The sequence below is a fragment of the Leptolyngbya sp. FACHB-541 genome (assembly GCF_014695875.1).
Lineage (GTDB): Bacteria > Cyanobacteriota > Cyanobacteriia > Elainellales > Elainellaceae > JAAUTN01.
This window is the reverse complement of record NZ_JACJPC010000066.1, coordinates 1-15,052: the sequence shown is the minus strand read 5'-3', so window position 1 is coordinate 15,052 and position 15,052 is coordinate 1. Positions and strand designations below refer to the sequence as shown.

12 protein-coding genes are annotated in these 15,052 nt (G+C 49.9%); 5 read left to right on the top strand and 7 right to left on the bottom strand.

What is annotated here, in order from left to right; translation table 11 throughout:
• Window positions 1–27: 27 nt before the first annotated feature.
• A complete protein-coding gene (gene psbA, locus H6G00_RS15130; protein ID WP_190797391.1) occupies window positions 28–1,089 on the bottom strand; it encodes a photosystem II q(b) protein in 1,062 nt (353 codons plus the stop codon).
• Window positions 1,090–1,347: 258 nt separating this feature from the next.
• Between psbA (H6G00_RS15130) and H6G00_RS15125 the strand changes: the two genes are divergently transcribed.
• Window positions 1,348–2,673, top strand: coding sequence for a tetratricopeptide repeat protein (locus H6G00_RS15125; protein WP_190797390.1), 1,326 nt, complete (start codon window positions 1,348–1,350; stop codon window positions 2,671–2,673).
• Complete coding sequence (locus H6G00_RS15120; protein ID WP_190797389.1) at window positions 2,628–4,337, top strand: CHAT domain-containing protein; 1,710 nt, start codon at window positions 2,628–2,630, stop codon at window positions 4,335–4,337. The genes H6G00_RS15125 and H6G00_RS15120 overlap by 46 nt, the downstream gene beginning before the upstream one ends.
• Before the next feature lie 132 nt (window positions 4,338–4,469).
• Here the strand turns inward: H6G00_RS15120 and H6G00_RS15115 are convergent, their stop codons facing one another.
• Window positions 4,470–5,231, bottom strand: coding sequence for a DUF928 domain-containing protein (locus tag H6G00_RS15115; protein WP_190797388.1), 762 nt, complete (start codon window positions 5,229–5,231; stop codon window positions 4,470–4,472).
• 43 nt (window positions 5,232–5,274) lie between these two features.
• Complete coding sequence (locus tag H6G00_RS35405) at window positions 5,275–7,110, bottom strand: CHASE2 domain-containing protein (protein ID WP_190797387.1); 1,836 nt, start codon at window positions 7,108–7,110, stop codon at window positions 5,275–5,277.
• 302 nt (window positions 7,111–7,412) lie between these two features.
• On the opposite strand from H6G00_RS35405, the gene H6G00_RS15105 reads away from it, so the two are divergent.
• The 3 genes from H6G00_RS15105 to H6G00_RS15095 all read left to right on the top strand — a co-directional run bounded on the left by H6G00_RS15105 (window position 7,413) and on the right by H6G00_RS15095 (window position 8,798).
• On the top strand, window positions 7,413–8,105 hold the full coding sequence (locus H6G00_RS15105) for a Fe-S cluster assembly protein HesB (protein WP_347278188.1): 693 nt from the start codon (window positions 7,413–7,415) through the stop codon (window positions 8,103–8,105).
• Window positions 8,106–8,221: 116 nt separating this feature from the next.
• Complete coding sequence (locus H6G00_RS15100; RefSeq protein ID WP_190797393.1) at window positions 8,222–8,491, top strand: hypothetical protein; 270 nt, start codon at window positions 8,222–8,224, stop codon at window positions 8,489–8,491.
• Window positions 8,472–8,798: a type II toxin-antitoxin system PemK/MazF family toxin gene (locus tag H6G00_RS15095; RefSeq protein ID WP_190797386.1), complete on the top strand. Its 327-nt coding sequence runs from the start codon at window positions 8,472–8,474 to the stop codon at window positions 8,796–8,798. Before H6G00_RS15100 ends, H6G00_RS15095 begins: the two co-directional genes overlap by 20 nt.
• Window positions 8,799–8,908: 110 nt before the next feature.
• On the opposite strand, the gene H6G00_RS15090 is transcribed toward H6G00_RS15095, so the two are convergent.
• From H6G00_RS15090 to psbA (H6G00_RS15075), 4 genes are all read right to left on the bottom strand, one after another.
• Window positions 8,909–12,505, bottom strand: a complete 3,597-nt coding sequence (locus H6G00_RS15090; RefSeq protein WP_190797385.1) for a tetratricopeptide repeat protein — start codon at window positions 12,503–12,505, stop codon at window positions 8,909–8,911.
• Between the two features lie 201 nt (window positions 12,506–12,706).
• Window positions 12,707–13,204 carry a DUF3368 domain-containing protein gene (locus H6G00_RS15085; RefSeq protein ID WP_190797384.1) on the bottom strand — a complete coding sequence of 166 codons (498 nt, stop codon included), beginning with the start codon at window positions 13,202–13,204 and terminating at the stop codon, window positions 12,707–12,709.
• Complete coding sequence (locus H6G00_RS15080) at window positions 13,201–13,452, bottom strand: UPF0175 family protein (RefSeq protein ID WP_190640962.1); 252 nt, start codon at window positions 13,450–13,452, stop codon at window positions 13,201–13,203. Before H6G00_RS15080 ends, H6G00_RS15085 begins: the two co-directional genes overlap by 4 nt.
• A 541-nt stretch (window positions 13,453–13,993) precedes the next feature.
• Window positions 13,994–15,052, bottom strand: a 1,059-nt coding sequence (gene psbA / locus H6G00_RS15075; protein ID WP_190797383.1) for a photosystem II q(b) protein, incomplete at its 5' end; no start/stop codon positions are given.

Below are 15,052 nucleotides of genomic sequence, written 5' to 3'. Positions count from 1 at the left end.
CGCTTTTGCTTGAGCTGTGACTAGAGTCTAGCCAACAATGCTAGGAGCCTTCACAGAAGCGAGGTCGAGCGGGAAGTTGTGAGCATTGCGCTCGTGCATTACTTCCATACCCAGGTTCGCCCGGTTCAATACGTCAGCCCAGGTGCCAATCACACGACCCTGTGAGTCGATGACCGACTGGTTGAAGTTGAAACCGTTCAGGTTGAACGCCATCGTGCTGATGCCCAAGGACGTGAACCAGATGCCAATCACGGGCCATGCACCCAAGAAGAAGTGCAGTGCACGAGAGTTGTTGAAGGAAGCATATTGGAAGATCAAGCGACCGAAGTAGCCGTGGGCTGCAACGATGTTGTAAGTCTCTTCCTCTTGTCCAAACTTGTAGCCGTAGTTCTGAGATTCGGTCTCGGTCGTCTCACGCACCAGAGAAGAGGTGACGAGAGAACCGTGCATCGCACTGAACAGCGCTCCACCAAACACACCCGCTACGCCTAGCTGGTGGAAGGGGTGCATCAAGATGTTGTGCTCGGCTTGGAACACGAACATGAAGTTGAAGGTACCACTGATACCCAAGGGCATTCCGTCAGAGAAGGAACCTTGTCCAATCGGGTAGATCAAGAATACTGCGGTCGCTGCTGCAACAGGTGCAGAGTAAGCCACGCAGATCCAGGGGCGCATGCCCAAGCGGTAGCTCAGTTCCCATTCGCGTCCCATGTAGCAGAACACGCCAATCAGGAAGTGGAATACCACCAACTGGTAAGGACCACCGTTGTAGAGCCACTCATCGAGAGAAGCCGCTTCCCAGATGGGGTAGAAGTGCAGACCAATCGCGTTGGAGGAAGGCACAACTGCACCAGTGATGATGTTGTTGCCGTACATCAAGGAACCGGCAACGGGCTCACGGATACCGTCGATGTCAACGGGAGGAGCTGCGATGAAGGCAATAATGAAGCAGATGGTGGCAGAGAGCAGGGTGGGGATCATCAGAACGCCGAACCAGCCTACGTACAGGCGGTTGTCGGTGCTGGTTACCCAGTTGCAGAACTGCTCCCACAGGGATGCGCTCTCGCGCCGCTGTAGAGTCGTTGTCATGATTAATGAGTGCTTAGTTTACAACAAATGATTTGGATGTATGGGGTGAGGATTTTTCTCCCTTATCTATAGTATTTACGCCTATTGTGGTTTTTTGCAAGGTTTTTTGTAAATTTGTGTAAATAACTCTTATTTATGGGCTGCTCCAGTAGTGTTCTATACTCAGTGCTATTCGGTTTTGACTTGGGTTGACTAAGTTTCCTGGCTGATTGACTTGGCAATCCTCAGTTGTGATTCTCTCCTGCTGAAAGAGGAACTATGAGCAAGCTTCGGTTAACTGTTTCGCTAGTCATTCTGTGCTCGGTGTTGTTCCCACAAAGTACTGTTGCCCAAAGTATTCGGGGCGCTTCGTCCGATTCAACCTATGCTCAAGCGGCTCCTGCCACAGTTAATGCGTTAGATGCCGTCGTAGAAGGCAGGACTCTAGCGGCGCGAGGACGGGTGGATGAAGCGATCGCCGCCTACCGTCGAGCTCTTCAAATTGACCCTAATCTTGCTGTTGCCCACAACAACTTGGGCATCGTCTTGGCGCGTCGGGGACGATTGCAAGAGGCAGCGGATGCCTACCGCGAAGCAATTCGGCTTGATCCTAATCTGGCCAACGCCTACAACAACCTGGCTGAGGTATTGCGAGATTTGGGGCAACCCCAGGAGGCGGAGCAGGCTCAGGCACAAGCTAGTGCTGTTCTCAACAACGCCAATTCTACCAACGTGATTGACTACATTAATTTGGGTCGGGCTTTGGGCAATCAGGGCAATCATGAGGAAGCGATCGCCGCTTACCAAATTGCTCTCGAACTTAACCCAACCTTGGGCACAACCCATAACAACTTGGGAAATTCGCTGCGTAGCCTGGAACGGTTAGAGGAAGCAGCTCAAGCTTATCGTCAGGCAATTGAGCTATCTCCTACGCTGGTGGTGGCTTACAACAACTTGGGGTTTGTGCTGACTCAGCTTAATCGCCCTGAAGAAGCACGAGAAGTCTACGAGCGCGTGAATGCGATCGACCCCAGGTTGATCGCCCTGCGAGAGCCTGACAACGCCACCGCAGAAGACTACAACACGCTGGGACGAGTTTTGCGCTCTCAAAATCGCCGAGAGGAGGCGATCGCCGCCTACACCAGAGCGATCGAGCTAAACAACCAGCTCGCCGCTGCCTTCAACAATCGAGGGGTTGCCTACGCAGAACTGGGACAAATTGATGCCGCCATCGAAGATTATCAAGTGGCAACACGTCTTGATCCAACCCCGACTCAGTATGTCAATTTGGGAAACGCACTTAGGGCAGAAGGGCGACTGGATGAGGCGATTGACGCTTACCTAAACATTGAGTCGGTATTTAACCTGATTGAGCAGTTGCCTACCAGAGTCAACAATCAAGATTTGCTGACCGCGCTGATTTCAGAGCAGAATAACTTTGAGTTTTATCGCGATCGCGCCTCGTTCTTTGCTGAAAATCAGAGCTACTACGCCTCCTACATCAATATCTTGATGCAGCTCCATCGGAAAGACCTGATGATGACAAGCAATTTGGTGCTTTGGCTCTGGAAACCAGCGAACGGGCACGGGCACGTAGCCTTTTAGAAATTTTGACAGGAGCAGAAGCTTATCAGAACGTAGGCGATCCTGAATTGGTGCAAGCGGAACGTAGGCTGCGGCGACAGTTTGGAAGCTTGGAGGCGGAGTGGGAACAGCTTAGCGCCGAGCAACAGACCTTGAACTCGCTGCAGCAACTCTCAATCGAGAGCCCTCCAGAAGTTGCGGATTCTACAGGGGTGATCGATGCTGAGGCGATCGCAAGTCTTGTAGAGAGTACACTTGGGGACATTGGCAGCCCGACTGACAAACCCAGTGCGGATATCACAGCAGTTCTAACTCAGGCGCTTGCAGCGCAGATCCAGCTAGACCAGCGGCAAACTCGGCTAGATCAACAGCAGACTGAGCTTGAGCAGCAAATTGATCAGGTTTTGAGCCAGTACAAGACGGTTCAAGAACAGATTCGCGCCAGCAATCCAGAATATGCAGAAATTACGCAGCCAGAAGCGTTAAGCGTGCAAGACATCCAAGCCCAAATTCTGGATGACGATACGCTGCTGCTGGAATATTGGCTGGGAGAGGAACGCAGCTACTTATGGCTGGTTTCTAATACCGAGGTTAAAACTTACGAACTCCCTGGACGGGCAGCGATCGATGCGGCATCTCGGCGGTTCTATAACTTCTTGACTGTGCCAAGTGAAAGAGTCAAAGCGGTTCGCACTGCCCAGGCTGGGATGGAGTTAAGCCGCATGATTTTAGGCCCTGCTGCTGATCAATTGGGAGATAAGAGACTGTTAGTTGTAGCAGATGGCTCGTTGCACTACATTCCCTTTAGCGCCATTCCAATTCCGCAAGCTGAAAGCATTCCTATTGACCCCCAAAATTTGCCAGAACCACTGATCGTCAATCATGAGATTGTAAACCTGCCATCGGCTTCTGCTCTGGCAATTATTCGAGAGAGATTGGGCGATCGCCCTCCTGCTCCCAGACAGTTAGCAGTGATTGCCGATCCTGTTTTTAACCGCCAAGATCCTCGTTTCTTAGAACTTGCAGCAGGGCAAGAAACAGCTTCAACTTCCACAACTGGAAGAGCCCCAAGCCCTCCCACTGAAGCGTATGCTCGGTTATTGGGCACCAGTCAAGAAGCCCGCGAGATCATTGAAATTGCTGAAGATGAAGGAGAAAATTTTCTCTCATTGACTGGCTTTGAGGCAAATCGGGAAAGAGTCTTTGACGAGGAGTTAAATCAATATCAGATTTTGCACTTTGCGACTCACGGCTTCCTCAACGATCGCTCACCTGGGGAATCTGGGCTGGTGCTATCGCAATACGACGAACAAATTAGACCACTGGAAGGAGAAAATTTTCTTAGCCTCACAGATATGTTTAACCTGAGTCTTCCTGCTGAGTTAGTAGTCCTGAGCGGCTGTCGCACAGGACTGGGAGCAAATCTGAGAGGAGAAGGGCTAGTTGGGTTAACTCGTGGCTTTATGTATGCCGGAGCAGAGCGAGTTTTGGTCAGTCTGTGGAGCGTTGATGATGAAGCAACTGCCGCACTAATGGGTCGGTTTTATGATGAGTTAATCGATAAAAACAACTCACCGGCAGAAGCACTGCGGGCAGCCCAGCTTCAACTGCTGCAGGATGGGAACTCGACCTGGCAAACGCCTTATTATTGGGCGGCTTTTACGCTTCAGGGGGAATGGCGGTAGTCACGTAGTAGCACAGCAAGTTTGGAGTGTTGGGTTCCGCTCTGTTCCACCCAACCTACGAGACTATGGGACTTTTACGCTTCGGGGGAATGGCGATAGGGGCGATCGCTTTCGCTAACAGCACCCTACAAACTAATCAATTGCAGCGCAGCACAAAGTAACGGGGGCTGAGGCTACAGATTCGCTTAACCCAGAAGTGGTTAAAAATTCCTTCCAGGCAGCTTCAATTTCTGGGTCATCGGGCTGGTCACGGCGCAGTTGGGCTAGCGTAGTTAGCATTTCGTACCACAGAGCGTTCTTAGAATAGAGCAGCAGTTCACCTTCTAAAGTTGCCGGTGCAAGTTGACCATCCAGCTCCCGATCGACCCGCTGAATCCAGCCGTTGACCGTTGCATCTCCTGAGCGATTGCCAGGATTGCACATGACGGAGATAACCCAGCGGTAGGAGTCCCCGGCTTCTAGCGCAACCTGCTCTGGAATTTGAATGCTGATGATTCCTGGCTCTGCGGGTAAGGAAAAGTTTTGCTTATAAACGTCGTTTTCCTCAGCGTCAATCAGGACAAACTCGGTCTCGTAGTCCTGAGGTGAGGCGTAGGGAATGTAAAACCACAAAGTAGGATGGGCATCAAGAGTTAGCCCCAAGTTGGTGTCAGGCACTAGGGCTGTAAGCGCAGTTGAGGTGGGTGGACAAAGGTCACGACTTGCTCCTGCAAACTGCCGTCCCGACGCTGTACCACTGTTGCGATTTCTGGGTGGATTAAAGAGATTCAATACCCGACGTATCAAACCCGGTGAAACAGCTGACTGAGCCAGTGCGGGTGGAGTGCTCAGAAAAGAATTGGCGATCGCCAACACTAAAACCCCTACCAGTATGCTGCGAAAACGCCGTTTCATTGGTTTGCACTTTGAATCTGTACTGAAATTGTAGACATAAACGCTACCAGGCTTTACGCAACCTGTAAGTGATATAGCCGACGCTCGAACCCGCTAGCAAAAAGGCCAGTGCAGGCGGTATCAGCGGCAGCCACAGGGCTTGAGCAATGAACAATAGGCTGCAAATGGCATAAAGACTGGCCATCGTCACCACTCCAACCAAACTGAGGGAGAGGAGCCGCTGAAAAAACCAGGCAACAAATCCGCCCAATACACCCCAGCCCAAAATCCACAGCACACTTGCCCACAGGGGTAACCAAGAAATGGTCGCACGTCCATCTAAAACAGCACTCACAATCTGACTAGTCATTTGCGCTTGAATGATTACACCTGGAACTTCACGCTCTCCGTAGGGCGTAGACCAGGAATCATTGTCTCTGGTCGTGACATCAGTGATTCCAATTAACACAATGCGATCGCTAAATTGCTGCAGGTCTTGCTCGGTGAGCCGATTCTCCAAAATGTTAGCCAAACCCACTCGTGGGGCAAAGTTGGCAGGATCGCCTTCGTAAGCCCGATAGTTGAGCAGAACCACATAGCTAGGAAACACATAATGGTAAATGCTGCCATATCCGATCCGTTGAAAAGCGGACTCGCCCCATTGCCACTTCCAGGGATAGGTGCCGTCTGGAGAAGCGATCGCCTCACTGTTAGCACCTTCTGATTCCAGGTACTTTTGGGCAATGAGCAGGCTAAAAGCAGTGTTCGTATCGCAAAACTCAGGATCAGCACTTTGATCGAGAATCTGGCGACGTACCCGGTTGCCGTCCGCTTCGAGCAAGAAATCACCAAAGCCAATGCGATCAGGGGAAACCTCAGGTGGAGGTTGGGTGCCATCAGCGATGATTTCGCCTTCCAAGTTTGTCTCACTGCTTTTACAAATGGCAACTAAATTCTCCGCTTGCTCAAGCTGAGGCGCTAGCTCTGCCTGAGCCGCACCAGGACGATATAAATCTAACCCGATCACTCTAGGCTGGTAGGGCTGCAATTTCTCTAACAGCTCCGCCAAAACAGGGTCGGGTAGGGTGGCAGTTCGGCTGGCTCCATACTCTGTATCCAGCCGCCGCGAGGTTTCTTCATCCACTTCTACAATCAGGAAGCGATCGTCCTGCGGCTCACTGGGTCGAATTCTAAATAGATGATCATAAGCAGCGAATTCTAAAGGCTGCAAGCCTCCAAAAAAACTCACCACAATTGATAGTGCAGCCGCCGCAGTGCTAATCAAAACTACATTGCGCGGCTCTAGTTTGCGATATTGAACGGTGCGACTAGCGGTAATATATTCGACCTGAAGGGGTGTTGGTGCAGGATGCTTTAGCTGACCTTGTCGTAGCCATTGCTCCGAAGCAGCTAGGTCTTTGCCTCGCAGTAAAAAACTGTTGTCTCGCTTTACGGACTCCCATTCCACTGCTCGCACGGTGAGTCGAGTATGAGCGCGAACGTATTGTAAATCGGTGTCGATCGCTTGGAGGAGACGGGCGATCGCCATATCAAAATCGTCACTCTCCCGCATGAAAAGCCAATTGTGGGCACTCAAAGCAGGATGAACTCGATCCGGATCAGTATCCCGACGCACAACCGGAACCAGCCGCTTGTTGTGTTTGATTGCGTGTTCAATTTCATCAGTACAAACTTTAGAAGTTGCCGAATCGGGGCTGATCACAAACACAAATGCCTCAGTGCCCTCAATTCCTGCTTCAATTGCCTTCCACCATTTTTCAGTAGGCAAAATGTCTTGCCAATCTACCCAGGTATCGCGTTTGTGAGCCAACAGTGATGTATGGAGCTGCTGCACAAACTCCTTGTCTCGACGCGAGTAAGAAATGAAAACATCGGTCACATTATCCTCCAGAAGTCACTGATTTGCCTTGAGTGACCTGAACCGTAGCTTTGGCTTGAAGAAAGCATGACACGGATGATGGGAATGTTCAGTATCTTTTAGGAAAATTTGATACTGGGGTTAGGAAAGAGGTTAGGGGCTGGGGGCTAGAGGCTAAAGATTGGTGAGAGATTTTGACTACTGATGGGCAGAAGAAACACCAGTCTTTGGATAGCAGCGATCGCTCCCAAAAGCAATTTAAGATGAATGACACCGAAAACCGCCAACTCCTAGCCCCTAGTCCCCAGCCCCTAGCCCCTCCCATGCCTGACCTGCAACAAAAAGCCCTACTTATCCACGATCGCCTGTGTGCTGAGTATGGCTGCCCTATTCCTTACTTTCATGATCTTGACCCGTTAAGTGAGTTAGTTTCCTCACTGTTGTCCCATCGCACTCGCAATGCAGATTCGGGAAGGGCTTTTAAGCAATTAGTGAAACAGTTTCCGACCTGGGAAGCGGTGAGGGATGCGCCGACGCAAGAAGTGGAATGGGCGATCGCCGCTTGCACTTGGGCAGAACAGAAAGCCCCCCGCATCCAGCAAGTGCTGAGACTAATCGGGGAGCGTCGAGACGGTGACTTATCTCTCGACTTTTTAGCCGAGTTCTCAGTTCCAGAAGCAAGAGCCTGGTTAGAATCTTTGCCCGGAGTTGGACCTAAAACCAGTGCAGCCGTCTTATCCTTTAGTCGCCTGCGCTTACCTGCTTTGCCTGTAGACAGTCATCATCATCGAGTGGCGATTCGTCTAGGTTTAATTCCTGCCAATGTTGCTGTTGGTCCAGCTCATGCACTGCTCGAAGCGCAGCTTCCTAAAGAGTGGACAGCCCAGCAAATCTATGACAACCACGAGTCACTAATGCTGCACGGGCAAAAGTGTTGCTATTACAAGAATCCAGCGTGCGATCGCTGTGTTGTTTTGGATCTTTGTCCGTTTGGGCGATCGCGAGTAGATTCGTAGGCTGGGTGAAGCAAAGCGTAACACCCAACAGAAATGTCAGGTTCCATCCAATTCACGCAGGCTTGGAGCGATGGCATAATAGGAACGTACAAGCCTTCATCAAAACCCCTTTTCCTATGGCAACGTTGATTGATGAAATTGTAATTAAGCTACATCATCTACCAGAGTCAGGATTAAGGAAAGTGCTTGGCTTCGTGAATGCGCTCAGTCAGTCTAACCAATCTCCGAAGATAACGGACACATCCAAAGAACCACTACTTCAAACCGCTGGAATGTTATCTGAAGAATCGCTTGATACGAAACCTTCTGTCCGTATCCACGATGCATTCCTAAGCGGATATTCACCTGAAGACGAAGGGCTTTACGATGATTATCCAGCCCGGTGAGTTTTGGGTGGCTGATATTCCCTTTACGAGTGGAGCATCTTCCAAAAAGCGCCCAATTTTGATTCTGTGGCTAGATGGTGATGATGTTGTAGCTGCGGTCGTCACTTCTGCTCAACCTCGTACGCAAATGGATGTTCGGTTGAATAATTGGGCTGAAAGTGGGTTACGTGTTTCTTCAACGGTTCGCCTTTCTCGTCTTGATTGTTTAGAGAAGTCACTCCTGATAACAAAGATTGGACAGATTTCTAATGCAGATGCCGAGCAGTTAAAAAATGTGTGGGATAAGCATATCAAACCTCAATTCTAAGGTTCTCCAATCCGCCTTTTAGAAGCGATCGCCCCTTACCCAACTCTAAGCGTTGGGTAAGGGGCGATCGACTCACTCACTACTTCAAGGGGTGAGAATTGATTACCCTTTCACTCCTCCTCTTCTTCTCTCAACTCTCGCAACATCGGATTCCGCTTTTCTGCCCATAGCGTCAACACCTCTGTCAATGCCTGTACTCTTTCTTCTTCACGACAACGTCTCAATGCTCTCAACACTTCTCCCCAGTCTCCCAGATTCGCGTATGCCACTGCGATAGAGCTTAACGATTGAGGCTCACCAGATATCTCTGCCGATTCAAGTGCCTGTGCCAGAACTTGTCTAGCAGTATCAGTATCTTCTAATTGTCCATACAGTGACGCCATCGTACTTAATGCGTCAGATTTGGTCGAGTCGTCCTCGATAGTCTGGGCAATTTGTAGTGCGTCCGTTAAAACTTGCTTCGCGGTATCAGGATCTTGCAGTTGCAAATACACTGATGCGACGACATACATTACATAAGATTTATGAGCAGAGTTTTGAGACATGCTGACAGCCTGTAACACTTCTGTCAAAACATCCCTGGCAGCAGTTGTATCTTTCAGTTGTCTGTCTAACCGCTCGGCTGCTTTCGCAATGGCACTCAACACATCGGATTGATCAGAGGCATCTTCAAGGGTTTGGGCAACTCGCGATACGTTGATCAATACGTCTCTAGCAGCGATCGCAGATCCTATATTTTCAGATCCTTCCACAATGTTGATCAGTGAGTTAGAGCCGCCTGACCCCCATCCTTCTGAAGATTCTTCGAGCTTTGGAAAGGCTTGCAGCGCTGCTTCTAATATTTGTCGAGCTGTATCTGGTTCCTCCAATTGTCCATAGGCTGTAGCTATGTCAATAAATACATCAAATTGATCGGCAGAAGCTTCAAGACCCTGAGCAACTTGCCATACCGATGTCAAGATATTTCTAGTGGCATCTGTACCTTCTAATTGACTCACTGCGTCCACAATTTCACTGAGTGCATCAAGCTTATCCCCTGCCCCCCATTCATCAGAAGAATTGTCGAGAGTCTGGGCAATTTGAAATGCATCTGCTAACAACTGACTGGCAGTGTCAGCATCTCCCAATTGCCCGTATGCTGTGGCAACAGTAATCAAAGCATCAAATTTATCAGAAGGGTCGTCGAGAGCCTGAGCAATTTGAAATGCATCTGCCAACAACTGACTGGCAGTGTCAGTATCACCTAATTGCTTATATGTTCCTGCAATAGTAATCAAAGCATCAAATCTGCCAGACTCGTATGGACTAGAGGTGGATTCAGCAGTTTGAATCCGCAATGCATCTGTCAAAAACTGCTTAGCAGTGTCAATATCTCCTAATTGTCCATACGCTATGGCAACAGTATTCAGTACATCGAATTGATTAGAAGGATCTTTGAGAGATTGAATTTCATGTGATGTTGCTGTTAGTATCTCCCTGATAGAAACGGGATCTCCTAGTTGACTGGATGCTTGCACAATGGCAATTAGCGTTTCAGATTTATCATCTGAACTTTCCTCATCTGCATCCCCTCCGACAGATGTACTTCCAAGAGTTCGGGCAGTTTCTAAAGCCTTTATCAGCATCTGCTTAGCAGCATTGGTGTCTTTGAGTTGCCCAGAAGCTGCGGCAATGGCACTTAATGTTTCAGCCTGGTTAAAGGGATCTTCGAGCGTTTGAGAAACTTGGAATGCTGCTGTCAAAATTTGCTTGGCAATATTGCTATTGGCGAATTTAGCGGATGCTGTGGCGGCATCACTCAAAAATTGAACATTTGCATCGGGATCACTGATGTGCTTTTTAACAATGTCGAATGCGTGTCGCCAGCGTTCATCTTTAGCAAATGCGATCGCCGCTTCAGCAACCTGTTCATCCTCGACTCTGTGCAGCGGACTTGCTAACTCCCAGCGGACTCGTTGAATCTGTCCTTGAGGGATGTAGAGGAGCCAACCGCTGGAAGCTATTGTTAGCAGGGTAACCAATGCGACAGCAGTGGCTGACTGGTAAATGCGGCGATAGCTTTGATGCAAGAGTTGGGCTTTTTGACGGTGTTGGGCACCCCAGACCAGGTAAGGCTTTTGTAGTCGCACCATCCACAGTTCGCGCCAGGTGAGCAGATAGCGAGAATTACGCTGGTTTCCCAGCCACTCGTTGACGCGGCGATCGAGCAGTTGGTTGGCGCGATCGGCGGCTTTGAGTTCTTGCCCTGCCAGGCGCATCAGGGCAGGAATGATACGTTCGTGAGCTAGTTCATAGCCTGTGGTATCACCTGTTGAGGTGGTGTGTTCAATGGGAGTAATCAGGCGCACATCGCTGCGAGCAAGCCAGGAAGCCGCCTCTTCAACCTCTTCGGGTTTGACGGTGTTCTGTAGCTTCGTCTGGAGTTCGGTGATGGTCAGCACCCCGGCACGGGCATTGCGTTCTAAGTCGGTAAGCGCCAGCAACACTTTGACAGCGGCTTCACGCTGAGCTTTGATCATCCGTGCGTCTAGCGTTCGTTCTAGGAAGCGAGTCATCAAGCCCTCAACGCCGCCAAACTTTTGAAAGGCAGTGCGGTTAAACGCCCGCAGTTCTTCAACCGTTTGCCGCTGGATCATCCAGGCGAGAATTTGCAGGTCTACGGGAGAAATCAAGCCGTCTTCGCGATTTGCCAGTTCTTGCTCTGCTAGCTCTGCAACAAAGCGATCGTCAAATTGCAGGTCTTCGGTGTCAGCAATCACGCGCAACACTTTGGCGGCTTCGATCGGCGTAAACTTCTCTAACCGAAAGACTTCCTGCGGCCCGAGCGAATAGCCTAGCGCCTGATGCAGTTCGACCAGGCGATCGCACATATCCCCGCGAATGCAAACCACAATCTTCACCGCAAGCGTTTCTGTACCATACCAATCCGTCAATGCCTGAATAAACGGTTGGCGATCGCTCCTGTGCTTGTGATGCACAAAGAACTGTTCAAACTGGTCAAACAGCAGGATCAGCGGTTTGGCGATCGCCTCAGTTGCTATGTTTAGAAGCGTTAATAGATCAGCCGTTGCAACCTTTTCTTTGGGCAATTTCAGTTGTTCGCTTAGCGCAGACCGAATTGTGTCGATGGGAGGGCGATCGGCAAACTTGACGTAAACAGCGCGATGAGCGCCTTGTGAAGTTGAAAGCTTGGGCAATAAACCTGCCTGCAAAAACGAAGTCTTGCCGCTGCCCGACTCACCCATTAGAATTCCAAAGCGGAAGGTGCTACTTGTAATTGATTCCAGACATTCCTTTAGGCTGCGGTTGCGCTGAAGCTGAGCAAAAATTTCGGCATCTTCGGCGCTAAAGGGTCGCAATCCTTTAATCGCCTTACGTTCTGTAAAGTCAGTCGCATCTGCTGCGGGTTGTGGCATCGTTCGCACGGCCACAACTAACGCTACAACAAAGATTAGCCCCAGCGTCAGCCAAAACAAACCGGGATACTGTTCTGGTAGGGTTTGCTGCGGAAAGAACGTGGTCAACAGCTTAGTTGCGACACCCGGATTTGCTGCAAATAGTAAGACAACATCCAGCAGCAGCAAAATCGTGAACCAGCTGCGACTTTGGATGAGTTGAGCAATCCACTGCACGAAGGCGGCTAGTTTCTCAGTCGTCTCTTTAATTGCATCCGTTGGGGGAACAGGTGCCGGGGACGGATTGCTCATAGATGATGGGGAAGAAGGAAAGGCGATACGTTTGCGTATAAACGCAGGATGAGTGAAGTATACCGTGTAGATTAATTCCTACTTTCCCTAGTAAAGATGAGAGGGCGATCGCTAGGTAAGGGGTTCTATTCTTACTTGTGAACGTCCAGTCTCGTTACCAAACTGGAGTTTGGTAACGAGACTGGAAGCTGAAACTGCTACTTATGGAGTTTTAAGTTCCTGAGAAAGGACCAAGACACGATGATACAACTGAGGACTAATACGAAAACCAGCTTGGTCGATCAAGGTATCCATGACAGGCTGAACTTGGAGGATGATTCCTCTGTGTTTGGCAAGGAGCAAAATGCCTAAAATGCCAATGATAGAGAGTCCTAATCGAAGAGCTTCTTGCCGTCCTAAACGTTCATCAATGAGTAGGTCGTCAGCTTCCAGTTCAAGCGCCAGAGCGATTGCATTGGCTTCTCCAACATCCAGTCCTCGTTCTTGTTGAAGCTGATCAGCGAGTTGTGGATTGTTTAGGGATCTAGTTTGAATCCAATTAAGTTGAAGAATGGTTGGGATTTTTGGATTGCTGGCTGCTGCCAGTTCGTTAGCAACAGCATCAGGAATGATTACGGTTTGGTAAATAGCTTTCAGCAACCAGAGGTGATCAACGAGAGCAAGATTGGAAAGAGCAGAGGTGTCGCTGACAACGATCACAGCCAGCCTCGATCGCGTAGATGCTGGACATCCTGCTCAAAGTCCTCCACATCGTAGTGAACACAGATACCACGTTCAGCAAGGAGCTTTTGAAAGTCAATCAACTCGATGCCAGCAATTTTGCTAGCGCGGCTGAGTCCAATGCGCTCTTGCTGAAACAGGGCGATCGCAATTTCCCGTAACCAGTCGCTTTGGTTAAAGGTTTGGGTTTGACTGAGGCTATCAGGCAGGTTAAGGGTTATTTGCATAAAGTTACCCCAATGCAGCACCTCTATTTTAAGGCTCCAGTTAGTCGCTTTGTATGCTCAACTGATTGACGTGAGCAATACTATTCAGATTAACCGTGGTTATAGAGAACTAAAAGTGAGTTTAAGCTTTTCACTTTCATGTCCTGAAGGGAAGCAACACTTTTTTTGACATGACAAGTCGGGAGGGAGTGTTAAGATCCACCGTTAGCCGACAGACTAGCTACATCAGTTTGGGGGTTAGCCGCTCAGGGTTGCGCGAACAGCCTTGAGTGGCGCTAGATCTTTGGGTTGACAGGGTTGCTTTGTGTAAAAAAGACAACCTTAGCGTGACAGCATATCTGGGATGGCAGTCTCTAGTCAAGGTGTTGAGCTACGGATTGTTTGAGAAGATGTTTGTCAAACTGCCTTCATCTAGGAGAATGATTCCAACAAAAAAGCGCCCATGTTAAGGGCGCTATCATCGCGTTGTCAGAATTCAGTTTCGTTTCAAGCACTCACTATGACTGGCTAAACTGACAACCGAAGCTTTGAAAAGTTTGGGTTAGCTGTGAATGCTGGGGGCGGCGATCGCCACAGGTTCAGCCTCCTGCATTGCCAGGTCAAGCGGGAAGTTGTGAGCATTGCGCTCGTGCATCACTTCCATACCCAGGTTTGCCCGATTCAACACATCTGCCCAAGTATTAATTACACGCCCTTGCGAGTCCAACACCGATTGGTTGAAGTTAAAACCGTTTAGGTTAAATGCCATCGTGCTGATACCCAAGGACGTGAACCAGATGCCGATAACAGGCCATGCACCTAACAGGAAGTGCAGGGTGCGGCTGTTGGCGCGAGTTCCTAGAATTAACTCATTGGTGCGACCTACCAAACGACCAAAGTAGCCGTGGGCTGCAACGATGTTGTAGGTCTCTTCCTCTTGTCCAAACTTGTAGCCGTAGTTCTGAGATTCGGTCTCGGTCGTCTCACGCACCAGAGAAGAGGTGACGAGAGAACCGTGCATCGCACTGAACAGCGCTCCACCAAACACACCCGCTACGCCTAGCTGGTGGAAGGGGTGCATCAAGATGTTGTGCTCGGCTTGGAACACGAACATGAAGTTGAAGGTACCACTGATACCCAAGGGCATTCCGTCAGAGAAGGAACCTTGTCCAATCGGGTAGATCAAGAACACTGCGGTCGCTGCTGCAACAGGTGCAGAGTAAGCCACACAGATCCAGGGGCGCATGCCCAAGCGGTAGCTCAGTTCCCATTCGCGTCCCATGTAGCAGAACACGCCAATCAGGAAGTGGAATACCACCAACTGGTAAGGACCACCGTTGTAGAGCCACTCATCGAGAGAAGCCGCTTCCCAGATGGGGTAGAAGTGCAGTCCAATCGCGTTGGAGGAAGGCACAACTGCACCAGTGATGATGTTGTTGCCGTACATCAAGGAACCGGCAACAGGCTCACGGATGCCGTCGATGTCAACCGGAGGGGCTGCGATGAAGGCGATGATGAAGCAGATGGTGGCAGAGAGCAGGGTGGGGATCATCAGAACGCCGAACCAGCCTACGTACAGGCGGTTGTCGGTGCTGGTCACCCAGTTGCAGAACTGCTCCCA

What these genes read in the sequence shown, in the direction of transcription:
- psbA (WP_190797391.1), bottom strand. Translation starts at nt 1,089, where the DNA reads ATGACAACGACTCTACAGCGGCGCGAGAGCGCATCCCTGTGGGAGCAG.
- H6G00_RS15080 (WP_190640962.1), bottom strand. Translation starts at nt 13,452, where the DNA reads ATGCAAATAACCCTTAACCTGCCTGATAGCCTCAGTCAAACCCAAACC.
- H6G00_RS15100 (WP_190797393.1), top strand. Translation starts at nt 8,222, where the DNA reads ATGGCAACGTTGATTGATGAAATTGTAATTAAGCTACATCATCTACCA.
- H6G00_RS15095 (WP_190797386.1), top strand. Translation starts at nt 8,472, where the DNA reads ATGATTATCCAGCCCGGTGAGTTTTGGGTGGCTGATATTCCCTTTACG.
- H6G00_RS15105 (WP_347278188.1), top strand. Translation starts at nt 7,413, where the DNA reads ATGCCTGACCTGCAACAAAAAGCCCTACTTATCCACGATCGCCTGTGT.
- H6G00_RS15115 (WP_190797388.1), bottom strand. Translation starts at nt 5,231, where the DNA reads ATGAAACGGCGTTTTCGCAGCATACTGGTAGGGGTTTTAGTGTTGGCG.
- H6G00_RS15090 (WP_190797385.1), bottom strand. Translation starts at nt 12,505, where the DNA reads ATGAGCAATCCGTCCCCGGCACCTGTTCCCCCAACGGATGCAATTAAA.
- H6G00_RS15125 (WP_190797390.1), top strand. Translation starts at nt 1,348, where the DNA reads ATGAGCAAGCTTCGGTTAACTGTTTCGCTAGTCATTCTGTGCTCGGTG.